Source organism: Pseudomonas sp. B16120, from assembly GCF_044218845.1.
Lineage (GTDB): Bacteria > Pseudomonadota > Gammaproteobacteria > Pseudomonadales > Pseudomonadaceae > Aquipseudomonas > Aquipseudomonas paracarnis.
In genome coordinates this window covers 3,157,234-3,176,730 of the sequence record NZ_CP162588.1, presented here as the reverse complement: position 1 = coordinate 3,176,730, position 19,497 = coordinate 3,157,234, and the positions used below count along the sequence as shown (strand labels likewise).

General features: G+C 58.7%; 17 protein-coding genes and 1 pseudogene. 9 read left to right on the top strand and 9 right to left on the bottom strand.

Annotated elements, in window-relative coordinates:
• Window positions 1-34: 34 nt before the first annotated feature.
• Entirely contained in the window at window positions 35-1,393 is a 1,359-nt protein-coding gene (gene gorA / locus AB4P90_RS14705; protein WP_395606074.1) for a glutathione-disulfide reductase, read from the top strand.
• On the opposite strand, the gene AB4P90_RS14700 is transcribed toward gorA, so the two are convergent.
• A complete protein-coding gene (locus AB4P90_RS14700; RefSeq protein WP_395606073.1) occupies window positions 1,394-2,401 on the bottom strand; it encodes a DNA-binding protein in 1,008 nt (335 codons plus the stop codon). It lies immediately after the preceding gene.
• A gap of 169 nt (window positions 2,402-2,570) precedes the next feature.
• Between AB4P90_RS14700 and AB4P90_RS14695 the strand changes: the two genes are divergently transcribed.
• The 3 genes from AB4P90_RS14695 to ahpF all read left to right on the top strand — a co-directional run bounded on the left by AB4P90_RS14695 (window position 2,571) and on the right by ahpF (window position 5,896).
• Window positions 2,571-3,503, top strand: a complete 933-nt coding sequence (locus AB4P90_RS14695; RefSeq protein ID WP_395606072.1) for a site-specific integrase — start codon at window positions 2,571-2,573, stop codon at window positions 3,501-3,503.
• 133 nt (window positions 3,504-3,636) lie between these two features.
• The gene (ahpC, locus tag AB4P90_RS14690) at window positions 3,637-4,200 is read left to right on the top strand and encodes an alkyl hydroperoxide reductase subunit C (RefSeq protein WP_003191303.1); all 564 of its coding nucleotides are present in this window, start codon (window positions 3,637-3,639) and stop codon (window positions 4,198-4,200) included.
• A gap of 130 nt (window positions 4,201-4,330) precedes the next feature.
• A complete protein-coding gene (ahpF, locus tag AB4P90_RS14685; RefSeq protein ID WP_020302758.1) occupies window positions 4,331-5,896 on the top strand; it encodes an alkyl hydroperoxide reductase subunit F in 1,566 nt (521 codons plus the stop codon).
• Window positions 5,897-6,028: 132 nt separating this feature from the next.
• Here ahpF and gloA read toward each other — a convergent pair whose 3' ends face one another.
• Window positions 6,029-6,550 (bottom strand): lactoylglutathione lyase, encoded by a 522-nt coding sequence (gloA, locus tag AB4P90_RS14680; protein WP_003191301.1) that lies wholly within the window; start codon window positions 6,548-6,550, stop codon window positions 6,029-6,031.
• Between the two features lie 179 nt (window positions 6,551-6,729).
• Between gloA and AB4P90_RS14675 the strand changes: the two genes are divergently transcribed.
• On the top strand, window positions 6,730-7,266 hold the full coding sequence (locus AB4P90_RS14675) for a DUF4946 domain-containing protein (protein ID WP_032872390.1): 537 nt from the start codon (window positions 6,730-6,732) through the stop codon (window positions 7,264-7,266).
• 111 nt (window positions 7,267-7,377) lie between these two features.
• On the opposite strand, the gene AB4P90_RS14670 is transcribed toward AB4P90_RS14675, so the two are convergent.
• The 3 genes and pseudogenes from AB4P90_RS14670 to AB4P90_RS14660 form a co-directional block, all read right to left on the bottom strand.
• The gene (locus tag AB4P90_RS14670; RefSeq protein WP_014718508.1) at window positions 7,378-7,743 is read right to left on the bottom strand and encodes a histone-like nucleoid-structuring protein, MvaT/MvaU family; all 366 of its coding nucleotides are present in this window, start codon (window positions 7,741-7,743) and stop codon (window positions 7,378-7,380) included.
• 194 nt (window positions 7,744-7,937) lie between these two features.
• A pseudogene (locus AB4P90_RS14665) lies at window positions 7,938-9,483 on the bottom strand (EAL domain-containing protein).
• Between the two features lie 255 nt (window positions 9,484-9,738).
• On the bottom strand, window positions 9,739-10,617 hold the full coding sequence (locus tag AB4P90_RS14660; RefSeq protein ID WP_014718506.1) for a LysR family transcriptional regulator: 879 nt from the start codon (window positions 10,615-10,617) through the stop codon (window positions 9,739-9,741).
• Between the two features lie 77 nt (window positions 10,618-10,694).
• On the opposite strand from AB4P90_RS14660, the gene AB4P90_RS14655 reads away from it, so the two are divergent.
• The 3 genes from AB4P90_RS14655 (at window position 10,695) to AB4P90_RS14645 (ending at window position 14,337) form a co-directional block, all read left to right on the top strand.
• Window positions 10,695-11,618 carry a DMT family transporter gene (locus AB4P90_RS14655; protein WP_288855428.1) on the top strand — a complete coding sequence of 308 codons (924 nt, stop codon included), beginning with the start codon at window positions 10,695-10,697 and terminating at the stop codon, window positions 11,616-11,618.
• A 246-nt stretch (window positions 11,619-11,864) separates the two neighbouring features.
• Window positions 11,865-12,941: a 4-hydroxyphenylpyruvate dioxygenase gene (hppD, locus tag AB4P90_RS14650; RefSeq protein WP_014718504.1), complete on the top strand. Its 1,077-nt coding sequence runs from the start codon at window positions 11,865-11,867 to the stop codon at window positions 12,939-12,941.
• Window positions 12,942-13,176: 235 nt separating this feature from the next.
• Entirely contained in the window at window positions 13,177-14,337 is a 1,161-nt protein-coding gene (locus tag AB4P90_RS14645) for a dermonecrotic toxin domain-containing protein (protein ID WP_395606100.1), read from the top strand.
• Between the two features lie 58 nt (window positions 14,338-14,395).
• Here the strand turns inward: AB4P90_RS14645 and rarD are convergent, their stop codons facing one another.
• From rarD to AB4P90_RS14630, 3 genes are all read right to left on the bottom strand, one after another.
• Window positions 14,396-15,277 carry an EamA family transporter RarD gene (gene rarD / locus AB4P90_RS14640; RefSeq protein WP_014718502.1) on the bottom strand — a complete coding sequence of 294 codons (882 nt, stop codon included), beginning with the start codon at window positions 15,275-15,277 and terminating at the stop codon, window positions 14,396-14,398.
• Window positions 15,278-15,313: 36 nt separating this feature from the next.
• The gene (locus tag AB4P90_RS14635) at window positions 15,314-16,324 is read right to left on the bottom strand and encodes an aldo/keto reductase (protein WP_014718501.1); all 1,011 of its coding nucleotides are present in this window, start codon (window positions 16,322-16,324) and stop codon (window positions 15,314-15,316) included.
• A gap of 81 nt (window positions 16,325-16,405) precedes the next feature.
• Window positions 16,406-17,308: a LysR family transcriptional regulator gene (locus AB4P90_RS14630; protein WP_014718500.1), complete on the bottom strand. Its 903-nt coding sequence runs from the start codon at window positions 17,306-17,308 to the stop codon at window positions 16,406-16,408.
• A 101-nt stretch (window positions 17,309-17,409) separates the two neighbouring features.
• On the opposite strand from AB4P90_RS14630, the gene AB4P90_RS14625 reads away from it, so the two are divergent.
• The gene (locus AB4P90_RS14625) at window positions 17,410-18,114 is read left to right on the top strand and encodes an SDR family oxidoreductase (RefSeq protein ID WP_014718499.1); all 705 of its coding nucleotides are present in this window, start codon (window positions 17,410-17,412) and stop codon (window positions 18,112-18,114) included.
• 47 nt (window positions 18,115-18,161) lie between these two features.
• Here the strand turns inward: AB4P90_RS14625 and AB4P90_RS14620 are convergent, their stop codons facing one another.
• Window positions 18,162-19,472, bottom strand: coding sequence for an MFS transporter (locus AB4P90_RS14620; RefSeq protein WP_014718498.1), 1,311 nt, complete (start codon window positions 19,470-19,472; stop codon window positions 18,162-18,164).
• Window positions 19,473-19,497 lie beyond the last annotated feature (25 nt).

Sequence of the window (19,497 nt, the reverse complement as noted above, 5' to 3'; positions counted from 1 at the left end):
GTCGGTATGCTGGTGTCCTGCCGAGGAGAGTGAAATGGCCTACGATTTTGACCTGTATGTAATTGGCGCCGGTTCCGGCGGTGTTCGTGCGGCGCGCTTTGCCGCGGGCTTTGGCGCCAAGGTGGCTGTGGCCGAGAGCCGCTACCTGGGTGGCACCTGTGTGAACGTCGGCTGCGTGCCAAAGAAGCTGTTGGTGTACGGCGCGCATTTTGCCGAAGACTTTGAACAGGCCAGCGGCTTTGGCTGGTCCCTGGGTGAGGCGAACTTTGATTGGGCGACCCTGATCGCCAACAAGGATCGTGAGATCAACCGCCTCAACGGTATCTATCGCAACCTGTTGGTCAACAGCGGCGTGACCCTGCATGAAGGGCATGCACGCCTGGTCGATGCCCATCAGGTGGAGATCAACGGTGAGCGCTTCACTGCCAAGCACATCCTGATTGCCACCGGCGGCTGGCCGCAGATCCCTGAGATTCCAGGGCGCGAGCACGCCATTGGTTCCAATGAGGCATTCTTTCTTAAAGAGCTGCCCAGGCGCGTGCTGGTAGTGGGTGGTGGTTATATCGCCGTTGAGTTCGCCGGCATCTTCCACGGCTTGGGCGCCCAAACGTCATTGCTGTATCGCGGCGATCTGTTCTTGCGCGGCTTTGACGGTTCGGTGCGCAAACACCTGCAAGAAGAGCTGACCAAGCGCGGCCTGGACTTGCAGTTCAATGCCGACATCGAGCGCATCGACAAGCAGGCCGACGGCAGCCTCAAGGCCACTTTGAAGGATGGCCGCGTGCTGGAAGCCGATTGCGTGTTCTACGCCACTGGCCGCCGTCCAATGCTGGATAACCTGGGCCTGGAAAATACCGGGGTCAAACTGGACGAGCGCGGTTTCGTCGCGGTGGATGATCTCTACCAGACCGCCGAGCCGTCGATCCTGGCGATTGGCGATGTGATTGGTCGTGTGCAACTGACGCCGGTGGCCCTGGCTGAAGGCATGGCCGTGGCGCGGCGGTTGTTCAAGCCCGAGCAATACCGCCCGGTGGATTACGCCAATATCGCGACGGCGGTGTTCAGCCTGCCGAATATCGGCACAGTCGGCCTGACTGAAGAGGATGCACGCAAAAATGGCCACAACGTGCAGATCTTTGAAAGCCGGTTCCGGCCGATGAAGCTGACCCTGACCGATTGCCAGGAAAAGACCTTGATGAAGTTGGTGGTCGACGCCGACACCGACAAAGTGCTGGGTTGCCACATGGTCGGCCCGGATGCGGGTGAGATCGTGCAAGGGCTGGCGATCGCGCTCAAGGCGGGCGCGACCAAGCAGCATTTCGATGAAACCATCGGCGTGCATCCTACGGCGGCGGAAGAATTCGTCACCATGCGCACGCCTGTGGCGCCCTGATCAGCTTGGCTCTGCTGCCTCTGGCACCGTTGCAACGACGGTCGCCAGGCGCAGGGCTTCGATGCTTGCCTGGGCCTTGATCAGGTCCAGCTCAAGCGCCTTGTTGTGCTGCTGATATTCAAGCAGTGACGCTTGGCGCGATTGGCTGTCCAGCACGGCAACCCGTAGACGTTCCTGGAGCAGGGTGCGCTCGCTGTCGATCTGGCTGAGCTGTTCCTTGAGTTTCAACTGTAGCGCCTGGTCCTGGCGAGCGTGCTCCTGCAGCGTATTCAATTCCTTGGTTGTCACTCGCTGCTCACTCAGCAGGCGCTCGTTGTCGCGATGCAGTTGCGTGATTTCGTCCTGACGCACCAGAGCGCTTTGCTGGGCCTGACGCAATTCGGCCTGTACCTGTTGCAACTGTCCCTCATGGCGACGCTGTTCCTGTTCACGCTGCTCCTTGATGGCAGTGCGGTAATGCTCAAGCGCATCGCGGGCGTGCAGGTGCTTTTCTTCCAGTGAGCGAATCTGCTCGTCTTTGTCGTTGAGCCTTAGCCCGTAGTCGCTGCACGCCTGGCTCAGCCCGGCGTTACGGGTTTGCTCGGTCTGCAGGCTGGTGCTGGCGGTTTGCAGCGCCGCGCTTTCTTCAGCGAGGGCAGCGGCCTGGATATCAAATTGCTGTTTGAGTTGGGTGTGCGCTTCTTCCAGGGTTTCTAACTGGGCGAGCAGGGCGGCTTTTTGTTGCTCGAATTGCGCCAGGGCCAGGTCGATCGGCTCTTGGGCCTTCTCTTTCAGGCGTTGGGACAGGCGTGCGACCAGTTCACCAAGCTCATCGTCGATCGGCGCTTGGGTGATGGTCTGGCGCGTCTCACTTTCGTCCAGCTCTTTCAAATAGCGATGAATGGTGGTTTTCGAGCCGGTATTACCCATTTCGATACGCACCGCATCGATGCTGGGGTTTTCGCCACGGGCGAGGATCGCCAGGCGTGCCGTTTGCACTACTGCTTTGTTTATGCCACCGCGAGCCATGGGGTCTCCGTCGATTTAGTACTGTGGTACATGGTATGTATATACATACTATAACATGATTAAAAACTCGTTGAAATTCATGATTTAACAGATGGGATATTGGCGTATTATCCCGTGTCATAAGCATTTTCATCAGCCATTCACCCGTCAGCGGTACGAAAAGACGCCTATGAGCGACCTGGACCGATATCTCAACGCTGCCACCCGCGACAACACGCGCCGCAGCTACCGCGCGGCCATCGAGCATTTCGAAGTCAGTTGGGGAGGGTTCCTGCCGGCCACCAGCGACAGCGTGGCGCGCTACCTCGTGGCGCATGCCGGGGTGTTGGCAGTCAACACATTGAAACTGCGGCTCTCGGCCTTGGCGCAATGGCATACCAGCCAAGGGTTTGCCGACCCGACGAAGGCGCCGGTGGTACGCAAGGTGCTCAAGGGCATCCGCGCCGTGCACCCGGCGCGGGAGCGGCAGGCCGAGCCTCTGCAGCTCACGCAGTTGGAGCAAGTAATCGCCGCCCTGGACATTGAAGCTAAACAGGCCAGCGAGCATCACGACCCGCCGCGCTTGCTGCGGGCCAAGCGCGATGCTGCGCTGATTCTGTTGGGCTTCTGGCGGGGTTTTCGCAGTGATGAGCTGTGCCGATTAAGCATCGAGCACGTGCAGGCCGTGCCAGGCGCAGGCATTAGCCTGTACTTGCCACGCAGCAAAAGTGACCGTGACAACCTCGGCAAAACCTACCAGACCCCAGCGTTGCTCCGGCTGTGTCCGGTGCAGGCTTATAGCGAGTGGCTCAGCGCCTCGGCTTTGGTGCGCGGCCCGGTGTTTCGCGGCATCGACCGCTGGGGCAACCTGGGTGAGGAGCGCTTGCATCCCAACAGTGTGATCCCGTTATTGCGCCAGGCCCTTGAGCGCGCTGGCATGCCCGCCGATCAATACACCAGCCACTCCCTGCGTCGGGGCTTTGCCACTTGGGCGCATCGCAGTGGTTGGGATTTGAAGTCCCTGATGAGTTACGTCGGCTGGAACGACATGAAATCTGCGATGCGCTATGTTGAAGCGACGCCGTTTCTGGGCATGACCCTGGCAACCCAACCGCTGATTTGAGATTTTTTCTATTAATAGCGTCACCTGATAGAGAAACCCAATCGTCAGCATCAGGTTTGCCAATGAGCCATCGACCGAGAGAGCCGGTAGGATTCACCTCATCAACTTCTTAACCCCTGACGGAGAGTCAACGATGCCTATCATCAACAGCCAAGTAAAACCGTTTAAAGCCACCGCTTTCAAAAACGGCAGCTTCGTCGATGTGACCGACGCTGACCTGAAAGGCAAGTGGTCGGTTGTCTTCTTCTACCCAGCCGACTTCACCTTCGTTTGCCCAACCGAACTGGAAGACCTGGCTGACAACTATGCCGAATTCCAGAAGCTGGGCGTCGAAATCTACAGCGTTTCTACCGACACCCACTTTGCCCACGCTGCCTGGCACAACACGTCGCCAGCCATCGGCAAAATCCAGTACACCATGATTGGCGACCCAACCCTGACCATCTCCCGTAACTTCGACGTGCTGATCGAAGAGGCTGGCCTGGCAGACCGCGGCACCTTCGTGATCAACCCGGAAGGTCAGATCAAGATCGTTGAGCTGAACGACGGCGGTGTAGGTCGTGACGCTTCCGAGCTGCTGCGCAAGATCAAGGCCGCTCAGTACGTCGCTGCCCACCCAGGTGAAGTCTGCCCAGCCAAATGGAAAGAAGGCGAGGCCACTCTGGCGCCGTCTCTGGACCTGGTCGGCAAGATCTAAGTCTGTGAACGCGTATCAAGGGCGGGTATCCGCACTTAAGTAAGCTGCATCCGCCCTCAAAACGCCCGGGCGAGAGTCGCTCGGGCGTTTTTTTGTCTGCAATAAACCGAATGAACAGGAAATCGCCCGTATGTTGGACGCCAATCTTAAAGCTCAGTTGAAGTCATACCTGGAACGGGTCACCCAGCCGATCGAGATCATCGCCTCCCTCGACGACGGTGCGAAATCCCAGGAAATGCTTGCTCTTTTGCAGGACGTAACCAGCCTCTCAACGCTGATTACCCTGAACACCGATGGCAATGATGCGCGCAAGCCATCGTTCTCCATCAATCGCCCGGGTGCTGAGATCAGCCTGCGTTTCGCCGGCATCCCTATGGGCCATGAATTCACTTCGTTGGTGCTGGCCCTGTTGCAAGTGGGTGGCCACCCATCGAAAGCCAGTGTCGAAGTAATTGAACAGATCCGCGCCCTCAAAGGCGAGTTCAGCTTCGAGACGTACTTCTCGCTGTCGTGCCAGAACTGCCCGGACGTGGTCCAGGCGCTGAATCTGATGGCCGTGCTGAACCCGAACATCCGCCACGTTGCGATTGATGGCGCGCTGTTCCAGGCTGAAGTCGATGAGCGCCAGATCATGGCGGTCCCGAGTGTCTACTTGAACGGAGTCAACTTTGGCCAGGGCCGCATGGGCCTCGAAGAAATCCTCGCCAAGCTCGACACCAGCGGTATCGAGAAAGCCGCGGAAAAAATCAGCGCCAAGGACGCCTTCGACGTCCTGGTGGTTGGCGGTGGCCCCGCCGGGTCCTCGGCTGCCATTTACGCGGCACGTAAAGGTATTCGTACCGGTGTGGCGGCTGAACGCTTTGGTGGCCAGGTACTGGACACCATGTCCATCGAGAATTTTATCTCGGTACAGGAAACCGAAGGGCCGAAACTGGCTAGTGCGCTGGAAGCCCATGTGCGTCAGTACGATGTGGACATCATGAACCTGCAACGCGCTAGCAGCCTGGTACCGGCGAAAAATGCCGGGGAGCTGCACGAAATTCGCTTCGAAAGTGGTGCGACCCTCAAGTCCAAGACCGTGATCCTGGCCACAGGCGCCCGCTGGAGAGAGATGGGTGTGCCCGGTGAGCAGGAATACAAAGCCCGCGGCGTGTGCTTCTGCCCGCACTGCGATGGCCCGCTGTTCAAAGGCAAGCGTGTGGCGGTGATCGGCGGCGGTAACTCCGGCGTGGAAGCGGCCATTGACCTGGCCGGTATCGTCAGCCATGTCACCTTGCTTGAGTTCGACAGCAAGCTGCGCGCCGACGCCGTGTTGCAACGCAAGCTCTACAGCCTGCCGAACGTGGATGTGATTACCAGTGCATTGACCAGTGAGGTCAAAGGCGATGGCCAGAAAGTCACCGGCCTTGCCTACAAGGACCGCGACAGCGGTGAGTTCAAGACCATCGACCTGGAAGGCATCTTCGTGCAGATTGGCTTGCTGCCCAACACCGACTGGCTCAAAGGCACGGTAGAGCTGTCGCCGCGCGGCGAGATCATTGTCGATGCCCGTGGCGAGACTTCACTGCCTGGCGTGTTCGCCGCCGGTGACGTAACCACCGTGCCGTACAAGCAGATCGTGATTGCAGTAGGCGAGGGCGCCAAGGCTTCGTTGAGCGCGTTCGATCACTTGATCCGCACCTCTGCTCCGGCGTAATCCAGGGCTGAAAATGAAAAACCCCATGAGCGATCATGGGGTTTTTCTCGTTCCCACGCCCGGCGCGGGATTCTCGTTCCCACGCTCCGCGGGGGAATGCATCCGGTGACGCTCCGCGTCACGCAGTGCTTATTACATCGGCGCCGGCTGGATGATCTCAACCCAATAGGCATCCGGGTCCTTGATGAACGCGAGGCTCTTCATGCGGCCATCCGTCAGGCGTTTCTGGAAATCACAGCCCAAGGCTTCGAAACGTTCGCACGCCGCCACAATGTCCGGCACCGAGATGCAGATATGGCCAAAGCCGCGTGGGTCGGTGTTGCCGTTGTGGTAGGCAAAGTCGGCATCGTTTTCGGTGCCGTGGTTGTGGGTCAGTTCGAGGATGCCCGGAATCGATTTCATCCATTGGGTACGCTCGGCGGCGTCGGCCGGGATCTGGGCCTTGTCCACCAGGGCCAGGAAGTACAGGCTGAATTCGGCTTCCGGGAAGTCACGTTTCTCGACCAGGGAGAAACCCAGGATGCGCGTGTAGAAGTCCAGCGACTTGGTGATGTCCTTGACCCGCAACATGGTGTGGTTGAACACGAAGTTCGCCGTAGCGTTGTCGGGTTGGGCAGTGACGCCCGGGAAGGTGTTCAATTCGTGCAGGCTCATGGGCCCTCCAGAAAAAATGTGAGATGAGCGGTCCATTGGCTTGCGGCCTGCCTCCATGCAGGCGGGCCATGATACGCAAGGCGCACCGGCTGCGCCAAATGAAAAAGCGCGCTAAACCCTTGCGGTCAGCGCGCGCCGGGCCGCACACTTTGCGGCTGGAACCTTGGGTGTTTTTTGCAATGATCGAGTTTCGTAGGCCGCTGTTGAGTGCTGTGTGCGTGTTGTTGGGCAGCCCGTTTGTGCTGGCAGCTGACCCGCAGGTCCATTGGCCCAGCGGTTGGCAGGTCGAAGAAGTCGTGCCTGACGGCGAACTCCCTGCCAAACCCCAAGCAGTGTCCCGGCAGCGAGCGATCAAGAATGATGAAAATGGCGCCACGTTGATGGTGATGGAGTTGACCGGGACGCCGATAGAAACCGGCCATAAAGTTAATCTTCCCGGCGTGTTGCTGGAGATGCGCAAGTCGATCCAGAAAGACTTTGCCCGTGGCGGTTATCAAAGCGTGTGCAGCAAAATGCACCCCACGACATTGAGTCGGCTTGACGCGCTGGAAACTACCTGTGTGATTACCGAGAACGGTCGACACGTATTGTCGCAAACATTAGTCGGTGCGCTGGATGTCGATAAGGCCTATGTATTTTCATACGCGGGCCAAGCGCAAGCGTACGAGGCGAGCAAGGAGGAAATCAGTTCGGTGCGTAACAGTCTGAAACTTTGACCCGCTCAAGCTGAGCGAATGTGAACAATGTGAACGCTAAGTTAAATTCGATTCCGAACCGCTAGAGCAAAAAAAGCCCCGCGTATGCGGGGCTTTTTTTTAGTACATGTTTCAGCCGCGAAGCCAGGAATCTACAGTGGCAGCGCCGTACTGTTCTTTCCAGGCTTTAAGGCCGCGGTGGTTGCCACCTTTGGTCTCGATCAGCTCGCCGGTATGCGGGTTGTGGTAAACCTTGACCACCCGTGCGCGGCGCTGTTTTGGCGCGGCGGCGGCCGGCGCGCCGCCTTTGCGTGGCGCTGGGTCGAGGATAGCGATCACGTCGCGCAGGCTTTTGTCGTATTTGCCCATCAGCGTCTTGAGCTTTTCTTCGAATTCGATTTCTTTCTTCAAGCCAGCGTCATTCTTCAAAGATTCCAGCTGTGCAAGCTGCTCTTGAAGGGCTTTTTCTGCTGCGCGAAATTCGGCGAGTCTGGACAAAATCTGTACTCCAATAATGTAGTTGCGGATATCAACTGCAGACAAAGCTATAAGCCAAGAACGTTAAGCCACGTCAACGAAAAAGACCCTTCTGCGAGTTCTGCACAGGCAGAAAAAATTGTAGTAGTTAATTCATTCCGAGTAAATCATGTCTTTTAAAGAAAGACCAATCTTTCATCGTAGACCGCGCAAGGCTATTCAACGATCCCCAAGGATTTAATGAATTCATCGCAGGGTAATGGTCGGCCAAACAGGTAACCCTGTAGGAAATCCACGCCTTGGGCCACGAGGTATTCACACTGTTGGGCTGTTTCTACACCTTCGGCAACAATGCCTAGATCCAGCTTGACCGACAACTCTATGATGCTGTCGAGAATATGCCGCGACAGCGCATCTGCACCGATCATGGCGACAAAGCTTTGATCGATCTTCAAGTAGTCGACATTGAAATTGCGCAAATAGCCCAAGCTGGAGTGGCCGGTGCCGAAGTCATCAATGGCGATCATGACGCCCAGTTGATGCAGGGCCTCGAACAGCCGACGGGTGGTCTCGGTGGGTTCGATCAGCTCCCGCTCAGTCAGCTCCAGCACCAGGGTGACCTGGCCGGGTGGGAACGCGGCCAGAAATTCCTGGCAGTCCTGCACCAGCGCCATGTCCTGGCAATGGCGTGCAGTGATGTTCACGCCGATATGAAAGCCGGGGCTGAAACGTGCGGCATGGGGCGCCAGTTGCGCGGCGGTCTGGCGCAGCAGGGCGCGGGTCATCGGCACGATCAGGCCAGAGTCTTCGGCCAGGGGAATAAACAGGTCCGGGCGCACCAGGCCTTCTTTGGGATGCCTCCAGCGCATCAGCACCTCACAGCCGGCCCATTGGCGTGTGTCACCCCGTACCACCGGTTGGAAATACGGGATGAACTCATTGGCGCCCAAGGCGCGTTGTAACTCGTGGGTTGGCGCGGACGAGCGTTTTTGCAGCCAGTGAGCGAGCAGCCCCGCCAATATGCCGAAAAACACCACCAGGCTGAACAGCGCCGGATACCGCGCCTGCATGTAGCGCCAGACTTCACCCTCGGGCATCCCGGCCTCGACACTGTAGCGATAGCGCTCGGAAGCCAGGCGTTGTGGGGCCACGGCAAATACCGGCAACGCGCCTTGATGCACCTTGCCGTCGGCCCCCAGCCAGTTCGGGCCGACTTGCAATACCAAGTACGCGTAACGGCTGATCAAGCGCAAGGCGTTGGTGAGGTGGTAACCGTCAACCGAGGCAAACGCGCCTTGATCGCCTTCCACCAGGCGGTACACCAGCAGGGCGGTATCGGGTGTAACGGGGTTACCTTTCATCAACCACAGGCGCCCATCCACATAGTCGTCCGGGTTGACGGGGCGATTGGTAGCGACCGCCAAACAACGAGCTGCAATAGATGTTTTTCTGCCAGGACAGCGTCGTGGCCCGCACAAACGGCCGGCGCGTGACTTGTTCACGTAGCGCCAACTTGGCGCTGCTGTCACAAGGTTTACCGGCCAGCGGCAGCAAAGCCTGGGCAGCGATGGCGGTATTGTCGAGCATCAGGTCGAACTGGCGGACCGCTTCTTGAGCGGTTTGCGCCGTGCTTTGCTCAAGGGTGCGCTCGGCTTGCCAGTACAGAATCACAACCCCCAGCAAGATGGGCAACACGCCGCTGGTTGCACTGATGAAATAGCGTGCGGCTCGGCTTCGTGGGCCTTTGACAGTCAGGGGCATAGGGGCAGTCAGTCGCGAGAAAAAGAGTGAGATAAGCCGATGATAGATGGCATTACGCAGGCCTGCTCACTTGTTTCAAGCGGGTTGACCTCGCCGTTCGGTCAGTGGTGGCGGGGATCAGGCACCGCCCCCGCCCGAACCCGCAAAGTCCGTTGAAGTACAGAGTGTGGAGGGTGTCGCCGACGCTGCGTTTCACTACGTTGGGTGACTATGTAGGGTGCGACGCATGAGAGGACGCTGCGCATAGCCAGGTCACTAAGTGAGCGAGGGGTACAACCCTTGCGCCAGCTCGATGAATGCCAGGGTAGCCGGGGAGGACTGTCGTCGATCCAGCACCGCCAGTCCGATCCGGCGTGGGACCTGCGGCGCCAATGGCAACGCCACATAACGCCAGTCGCTATGTTCCGGCAAGGAGGCCTGCGCAACCACACTCAAACCATCGCCCCGACTGACCGCCTCCAACGTACTGAGCAACTGCGCACAGCGGTACCGGACTTTGGGCTGCAATCGGGCTTGACTGAACAAGCGCATCACCAGCTCCGACGAGCCGGCTTCAGTCAGAATAAAGGGTTCATCGCAGAGCGCTTGCAGGGGCACGGCCTCAAGGGCGGCCAACCGGTGCCCGGCCGGTAGCAGCGCCACCAGTTGATCTTCCAGCAACGCGACCGTATCGAAGCGTTCCTGCTCCAGCACCACAAAACCGATATCCACCCGGCGCTCATCCAGCCACTGAATGACCTGGCGATCAGGCCCTTCATCCACATGCACTTCAATACCCGGATAAACCTGGCGAAAGCGCCTGAGGATAGGCGGCAACAACCGAACCGACGCCGTCGGCCCGAACGAGCCGATACGCAGCGTGCCACGCTTCATGCCGCGTGCATCCGCCGCTTCCTGCTGCAAGGTGTTGGCCAGCCCCAGCATGGCCCGGGCGCGTCCCAGCAATTGTGCGCCGATTTCGCTCAGTTCCACCGCCGTCTGATGGCGCCGAAACAACTCCACCCCCAGTTCCTGCTCCAAGGCCTTGATCGCGTGGGACACCGCCGACTGGCTGATACCCAGGCGATGCGCCGCACTGGTAAAACCTTGCAGTTCGGCCACCAGAGAAAAGATTTCCAGTTGGGTCAGGGTCATGAGTAAAGGCTCATTTTACGATGAGGAGTGATTAGCCAAAGAATACGCCCATTCGTCCCTCACCTGAGCACCGCCTTATGCGTCACGTCGCCGATGGCCTCACTTATCTGAAGCTTGCCGCTGTCACCATGATCTGGGGCGGCACCTTTGTCGCAGGGCGCTACCTGGCTGATCAGGTCCACCCGTTGCTGGCCGCCACTCTGCGTTTCACCTTGGCCAGCGCTGCATTGCTGCTGTACATGGTCGTTTCGCGCACGGCCCTGGTGCGCCCCAGCACGCGCCAATGGGGCCAATTGGCGGTGTTGGGGTTCTTTGGGATTTTCTTTTACAACCTGTGCTTCTTTTATGGGCTGCAGTACACCAATGCGTCACGCGCCTCGTTGATTGTCGCGTTGAACCCGGCGGTGATCGGCCTGGCGTCCTGGTGGTTGTTCAAGGAGCGCCTGGGCCGCATCAAATGTATCGGTATCGCGTTGTGCCTGGCAGGCGCGGCGACCGTCATCATCAGTCGCAATCCCCAGGCATTGCAGGGCGCGACCATGGCCTGGGCCGGTGACCTGCTGATCCTCGGTTGCGTGGCGGGGTGGGGCGTTTACACGCTGTTCTCCCGTGGGCTCAATCAGAGCCTGGGGCCGTTGCAGACCGTGACCTGGTCGGTGCTGCTGGGCACGCTGATGCTAAGCGTTACGGCGCTGGTTTCACCCAGCGTGACCATGGCAGGGCTGCACGCTATTGATCTGCCGCAACTGCTCAGCCTGATGTACCTGGGCGTGATGGGTTCGGCGCTGGCGTATATCGGCTATTACGATGGCATTCGTCGCATAGGCGCCACACGGTCCGGAGTGTTCATCGCGCTCAACCCATTGACGGCGGTCATTTGCGGCGCGGTGCTGCTGGACGAACCGCTGACGATGACGATGTGGGTGGGGGGTGCGGTCATCCTGCTGGGCATCTACCTGTGTAACAAACCCCTTGCGCAGGGCAGGGTAATGGGGATTTGATAAGACTACGGACAAACCCGGTTACGCTGTGTAGAATCAGTTTACGCATACAAGAATATGGACTTGCGCTCACGCAAGCCTCGGCCGTCAGAGACTGATGACACCATGAAGCTACTTGGCTCCCCCCTCATCTTTGGTGACTTTCTCGCCCGCAGCGTGCGAGGCCTTTCTTGTGCGCCACCCTCCAGCCTCATCCTTGCTCGCAACTAAACAATTGCTACCTACAAGAATGATGAGGCACCGAACATGACCGACCAACATGCAAACCCAATGGGCCTGATGGGCTTTGAATTCATCGAATTCGCCTCGCCGACCCCGGGCACCCTGGAGCCGATCTTCGAGATCATGGGCTTCACCAAAGTGGCCACCCACCGTTCCAAGAACGTGCACCTGTATCGCCAGGGCGAGATCAACCTGATCCTCAACAACGAACCCGACAGCCTCGCTTCCTACTTCGCGGCCGAGCACGGCCCGTCGGTGTGCGGCATGGCGTTCCGGGTCAAGGACTCGCAGCAGGCTTACAAGCGCGCCCTGGAACTGGGCGCCCAGCCGATCCACATCGACACCGGCCCGATGGAATTGAACCTGCCGGCGATCAAAGGCATTGGCGGTTCGCCGTTGTACCTGATCGACCGTTTCGGCGAAGGCAACTCGATCTACGACATCGACTTCGTCTACCTTGAAGGCGTTGACCGCCATCCGGTAGGCGCTGGCCTGAAGGTCATCGACCACCTGACCCACAACGTCTATCGCGGGCGCATGATCTATTGGGCCAATTTCTACGAGAAGCTGTTCAACTTCCGTGAAGCGCGTTATTTCGATATCAAGGGCGAGTACACCGGCCTGACCTCCAAGGCCATGAGCGCGCCGGACGGCCAGATCCGGATCCCGTTGAACGAAGAGTCGTCCAAGGGCGCCGGGCAGATCGAAGAGTTCCTGATGCAGTTCAATGGCGAGGGGATCCAGCACGTAGCGTTCCTCACCGACGACCTGATCAAGACCTGGGACGCGCTGAAGAAGATCGGCATGCGCTTTATGACCGCGCCGCCAGACACTTACTACGAAATGCTCGAAGGTCGCCTGCCGAACCATGGCGAGCCAGTGGATCAATTGCAATCGCGCGGCATCCTGCTGGACGGCTCGTCGGTTGCCGGTGACAAGCGCCTGCTGCTGCAGATCTTCTCGGAAACCCTGATGGGCCCGGTGTTCTTCGAATTCATCCAGCGTAAAGGCGACGATGGGTTTGGAGAGGGCAACTTCAAGGCGCTGTTCGAGTCGATCGAGCGCGACCAGGTGCGTCGTGGTGTGCTGACCGCCGATTGATCGACAGGCTAAAGCAAAACAGCCCGGTTTTTACCGGGCTGTTTTGTGCCTGATGCAGCGTGTTGCAAATGGCCTGTGGTTTATTGGGAACAGACGTTTCTTGAAATATCACTCAGAGGGTAGGGCGCAGACAATTTCTGCGTGTCCAATATCAAGAGGCCCTCTTATGAATGTGAATTCTCCTCCCCTTCAACGCCCGATTGGCCCATCTACATCAACCGAGCAGATAGGGCCTGTGCGCAATGTTCGCTCAGCCGGTAATGCAGACCCAGTCGATCAGGCGCGTAAAAAGTTTCTCGATGACAGTGAAACCGAGTATTTGGGCAACACACTCACCGCCAAAGCGCATCAACTGACGGAGGCCGCGCTGTCACCCAACAAACCGGGAAGTCCAGGGGTGCAGGTCTCGACATTTGCCGTTGATGGTGTTCAGTCCAACGACCTGATAATGATCAAGCGGGTGCCGCTTACAGAAGAGGGGCCTAATTTCGTCCTGTACATGCCGGAAGACGACGTGACCTCGTTTCATGAGTTCGATAATGCGCAGCAGATGACGGACTGGCTCAAAGACGTGGCCAATGATCCGATTGAGCGCAAGCGATTTACGAAGCATTTTGCCAATGATCAAGCGCCCAAGCAGGAGGAGCGGGTCAACCAGAAATTTGGCATGTTCGCTGATGGCGATAGCAATGCAGTGGTAGGAAGTTTTGGTTATGAAAAGGGGAATATCTTCGAGCGTTTAAACAAGGACACTTCGATCCCTCCGGTTCAGGTCGACGGGCTGGTGCGAACACAGCTCTATAAACTGGAACCTGATGGCAAGGCGTTTTATGTCGGATATCGGCCAGATGGAGAAGCCATCGTCTATAGTTACGACGCTTATGGAAACTTGTACGGCGAGGGACAAAAAAAGGACGCCAAGAAGCGCAGATTTTATTTCGTTCAAAATGGGTTGAACGAAAACAAACCGCTTGAACCCATGACGTTCAATGCGTTCCGCAAAAAAATAGCCAGTGTTTCCTTGGACAATGTGGATGCCAATAATCTAAACGGTCTTTACGACGAATTCCTGAAGCAACTCAGAAGTCCTGGGCATGGCCTCGCCACCGCGTTGAAAGCGCTGGGTGTTCCTGAAGACATATCCCACTCCATCGAAACCATCGCGAAAGACCCCGTCAAAGGAACGTTGCTTGAATTGAACCGCGACAACCGTATCGGCAAGCTGTTTGGTGTCGATCAGAAAGAGATGGATGCCAAGCTGGAAAGCGCAGGCAACCAAGCTCAACACAACATCCCCTATTACGGTAAGTGGCGAGAGAGGTTGGAAGATACCGCCAACGTCATTGAACAAGTTGCCGGAACACCTGATGTGCCGACAACCGAAGTCAGGACCTGACTCAATTGACAGAGGGGTACGGACGCCCCCACAGCCGACATCCACTCTCAGCCTCCCATCAAGCCCGGCGCTGACGCACCAAATGCTTGAATCCCTCATACACCAGCACCATCACCGCCAGCCAGATCGGAATATAGGTCAGCCACTGTCCGCCCTCGATCCCTTCGCCCAACAGCAACGCCACCGCGAGCAGCAATACCGGCTCCACATAGCTCAGCAGCCCGAACAGGCTGAACGCCAACAAGCGACTGGCAATGATGTAACTCACCAGCGCCGAGGCACTGATAAGGCCCAGCATGGGAATCAATGCATAGAGCTTTGGATGCCCATCCAGTACGGCAAAGCCTTGTTCGCCGCTTTGTACAAACCACCAGGCCACCGGCAGCATCAACGCCATATCCAGCCACAGCCCTCCCAGATGATCAGTGGTCAGGTATTTACGCACCACGAAGTACACCGGGTAGCCGATGATCACTACCAGTGTTGCCCAGGAAAAACCACCGGCCTGATACAGCTCATTCAGCACACCCAGCGCGGCAAACACCACAGCAATCTGTTGCAGCCGCGACAGGCGCTCGCCGTAGACCAGGCGCCCGGTGAGCACCATGGTCAACGGCAGCAGAAAATACCCCACGGACACGTCCAGGCTGCGCCCATTGAGCGGCGCCCACATGAACAACCACAACTGCACGCCGAGCAAGGCCGACGACACCAGTACGCCGCCGACCAGCCGTGGCTTGGCCGCCAGCATGCGCAGCAGTTCCCAGACCCTGCGCCACTCGCCGCTGACGAGCATGAACACCGTCATGCAGGGCACGGTGAGCAGCATGCGCCAGCCGAAAATCTCCAGGCCACTCAGGGGCGTAAGCAGTGATGTGAAGTAATACATCACGGCAAACAACACCGAGGCCAAGACCGATAACACAACACCTTTAGACACGCTGCCCTCGCGAAAGCCAATTATTGCGCGGGTAGTCTACAGGCGTGCCAATCGACCGGATACAAAATGCCCGACATCGTTGAACCCCGGCGAGGACGAATGCCCTGGCGTAACCAACGAATCAATGAACGCCTCGTCCTCAGCGCTGATCTTCACCGCCAGCGCTCCGGTGTAGGCGTCCCACTGCGCCTCGGTTCGCGGCCCGACAATCGCCGAGCTCACCGCCGCATTGTTCAGCACCCAGGCGATTGCGAACTCGACGATCCCCACGCCACGCCCTTGAGTGTATTGCTGGATCTGCTGGGCAATGCGCAGTGATTCAACCCGCCACTCGGTTTCCAGGATGCGCTTGTCCTGGCGCGCGGCACGGCTGCCGGGCTCGGGCGTGACGTCCGGGGCGTACTTGCCGCTAAGGACCCCTCGGGCCAGCGGGCTGTAAGGCACCACACCCAGGCCGTAGGCCGCTGCAGCGGTGATCTGTTCGACCTCGGCCTGACGGTTGACGATGTTGTACAGCGGCTGGCTGATAATGGGTTTATCCACGCCCAGGCGTTCAGCCACGCGAATCACTTCAGCGATGCGCCAGCCTCGGTAGTTGGACAGGCCCCAGTAGCGGACTTTGCCCTGGCGGATCAGGTCGCCGATGGCGGATACGGTCACTTCCAACGGCGTGTGGTGGTCTTCGCGGTGCAGGTAGTAGATGTCCAGGTAGTCGGTATCCAGGCGTGCCAGGCTGGCGTCCAGCGCGTTGAACAGACGCTTGCGGCTCAAACCGCTGCGGTTGGGCACGCCGTCGGTAGGGCCGAAGCCGACCTTGGAGGCCACCACCCAATCCTGGCGGTTGCGTGCAATCGCCTCGCCGACGATTTCCTCGGAGCGTCCGCCTGTATACACGTCAGCTGTATCGATGAAGTTGATGCCCTGGTCCCAGGCCTTGTCGATGATGCGCAGCGAGTCTTCGGTACTGGTCTGCTCGCCAAACATCATGGTGCCGAGGGTCAGAGCGCTGACCTTTAACCCGGACTGACCCAATGTACGGTAAATCATGCAAAGCTCCTCATGGCAGGTAAACGTGAGTCATGCAATACCAGACCCGAGCGCTCTGGAACAAGCCCTGAGCGGATTTGTTCATGCGCGTAGCAAAGTCTCGCAACGGGCCTGTAAAAAACGATGCAGCACTTTCACGCGTTCTGACACTTGCAGGCGGTGAGGGCACATCAGGTTGAATGGCGTGGGTTCGCCTTGCCAGTCGAGTAGCAGGGGCACCAGCCGCCCAGCCTGGATATCACGGGCCACGTCCAGGTTGGCTTTATAGGCAATGCCATGCCCCGCCAACGCCCAGCGGCGGACAATCTCGCCATCGTCGCTGAGATAGTCACCGCTCACTTCAACCTCCTGGAGCAAGGTCCCCTGGCGGAAATACCAGGTGCTATTGGCCTGGCCCCGGCGCATGTAGCGCAGCGTGCTGTGGTGGGCCAAGTCTTCGGGCGTATGCGGGGTGCCGTGGCGCGCCAAGTAGTCGGGGCTGGCGCAGGCAATGCGATGGTGATCGGGTACCACCGGCAGGGCCACCAGGCTGGAGTCTCTCGGCACGCCAAAGCGCAAGGCGATGTCGACAGTGTCGCGAAACAAATCGGCATTGCTGTCGTTGAGCAACAGTTGCAGACGGATAGTGGGGTGCTCCAGCTTGAACTCATCCAACCAGCCCAACAGCACATTGCGACCGAAGTCCGAGGGAGCGGCCAATTGCAATAAACCACTGAGGCTTTGGCCTTGTTGCTTGATGGCATGTTCGCCTTCGGACAGGGCTTCCAGCGCTACCCGCACGCTGTCCAGATAACGCCGGCCTTCTTCGGTCAGGCGCATGCTGCGGGTGGAGCGGGCAAGCAGGCGGATGCCGAGACGGGTTTCAAGGCGCTTGAGGGCGATACTCGCGGCCGCTGGCGTGAGGCCCAGGCCACGGGCGGCGGCCGTCAGGCTACCGGTGTCGGCGCTGCGCACGAAGACTTCAAGGTCGAGAATCGAGCTCATTGATAAAAATCCTTTAAAGATCTTGTCGTTTTACCCGGATTTTTCATCGATTACCAAGCTGGGAAGATGAACGTTCACTTTCTGACCCAGGTAGTTTTCTCATGACCTCTTCTCTGAGCGGTAAAACCATCATCGTCATCGGTGGCAGCAGCGGTATCGGCGCGGCAGTTGCCCAGGCAGCCTTGGCGCGAGGCGCGCATGTGATCGTGGCCGGGCGCCGCTTGGCGCCAGGTTCCGACAGCGGGCTGCGCAACGAGCCGGTGGACGTCACCGACAGCGCCTCGTTAAAGCAGTTGTTCGAAACCGTGGGGCGCTTTGACCATCTTGTCTACACCTCGGGGCCTTCGGTGCGCGCCAAGCCTTTGATCGAAACAGACCTGGATGAAGCCCGGGACAACTTCGATGTAAAGCTCTGGGGCGCACTACGCGCCATTCAACACGCGCTGCCGTTTTTGCACGAGCAGGGCAGCATCACCCTGACCTCGGGCCAGTTGGGGCGCAAGTTGGCGGCAGGGCAGTTCATCAAGACGGGCATTAACGCTGCGACCGAGGCCTTGGGCAAGCAACTGGCCAAAGAACTGGCGCCGCGTCGAGTCAATGTGATCAGCCCAGGGGTGATAGACACACCGGCCTATGCAGGGCTTGGCCAAGAGCAACGTTTGGCAATGTTTGCCAAGGCGGGCCAAGGGTTGCCGGTTGGGCGGGTGGGGCAGGCTGAAGAAGTGGCGGCGGGGTATGTACTGGCCATGGAAAATGGCTTTATGACCGGTGCGGTGGTTGATATCGACGGTGGCGGCCTGTTGTAAATACATGGCCAAGTGGGAGGGAGCAGATCCCTCCCACGTTGAAGGCGTCAGGCCTTGAGCGTGCGCGTCATCCGCAATGCCAGAACACTGCCGCTCACAATCACCGCCGCCAGCAGGTACAACGCCACATCCGTAGAGCCGGTAGCATCCTTCACAAAACCCACGATATAGGGGCTGAGAAACCCCGCCATCTGCCCCATGGAGTTGATCAACGCCAAGCCACCCGCCGCCGCACCCGCGCTGAGCATCGCGGTGGGCACCGGCCAGAACATCGGCAGGCCGGTGAGGGCGCCCATGGTGGCGATGGTCAGGCCGAGAATGGCGATAGCGGGGGTGGTGGCGAAGTTAACGGCGATCACCAGGCCAATGGCGCCCATCAACATCGGTACCACCAAATGCCAGCGGCGCTCCTTGCGCAAATCGGCAGAGCGGCCCACCAGCAGCATGAACACTGCCGCCAACAGATACGGAATCGCGCTGAGCCAGCCAATCACCAGGTTGTCGCTGAAACCCATGTTCTTGATGATCGACGGCAGCCAGAAGTTGATCGCATACACGCCACTCTGGATGCAGAAGTAGATCAGGCCGAATGCCCAGATCGCCGGGTTCTTGAACACTTGGGCCAGGGAGTCGCTGGTGGTTTTCGGCTTGTTTGCCAGGTCTGTGGCCTGGTCAGCTTCCAGTACCGCACGCTCATGGGGCTTGAGCCACTTGGCGTTGGCGAAACTGTCACTGAGCAGGAAATAGGCGAGGGCGCCGAGGATCACGGTCGGGATGCCTTGCAGCAGGAACATCCACTGCCAGCCCGCCAAGCCACCTTGGCCTGCGGCAAAGTGATTGAGAATCCAGCCGGAAAACGGGCTGCCGAGCAAACCGGACACCGGGATCGCCGACATGAACAGTGCCATGATTCGCCCACGGCGGAAGGTCGGGAACCACTGCGAAAGGTACAACACCACACCGGGGAAGAAGCCGGCTTCAGCGGCACCGGTGAGCAGGCGCAGGGTGTAGAAATGGGTGGGTGTGGTCACAAACAGCAGGCATGTGGAGAGCGTACCCCACACGATCATCATCAATGCGATCCAGCGCCGCGGGCCAAACCGGGTCAGCGCCAGGTTACTCGGCACGCCGCACAGCACGTAGCCGATAAAGAAAATCCCGGCCCCCAGGCCGTACACGGTTTCACTGAATTTCAACGCATCGAGCATCTGCAGCTTGGCAAAGCCAACGTTTACCCGGTCGAGGTAATTGAACAGATAGCAGATAAAGATGAAGGGGATCAGGCGCAGGGTGATGCGCTTGTAGATGGCGTTCTTATCGTCATCGCTGGCCAGTGCGGCAGTGGCGCTCTGTGACATGGGATTCTCTCTTTATTATGATTTT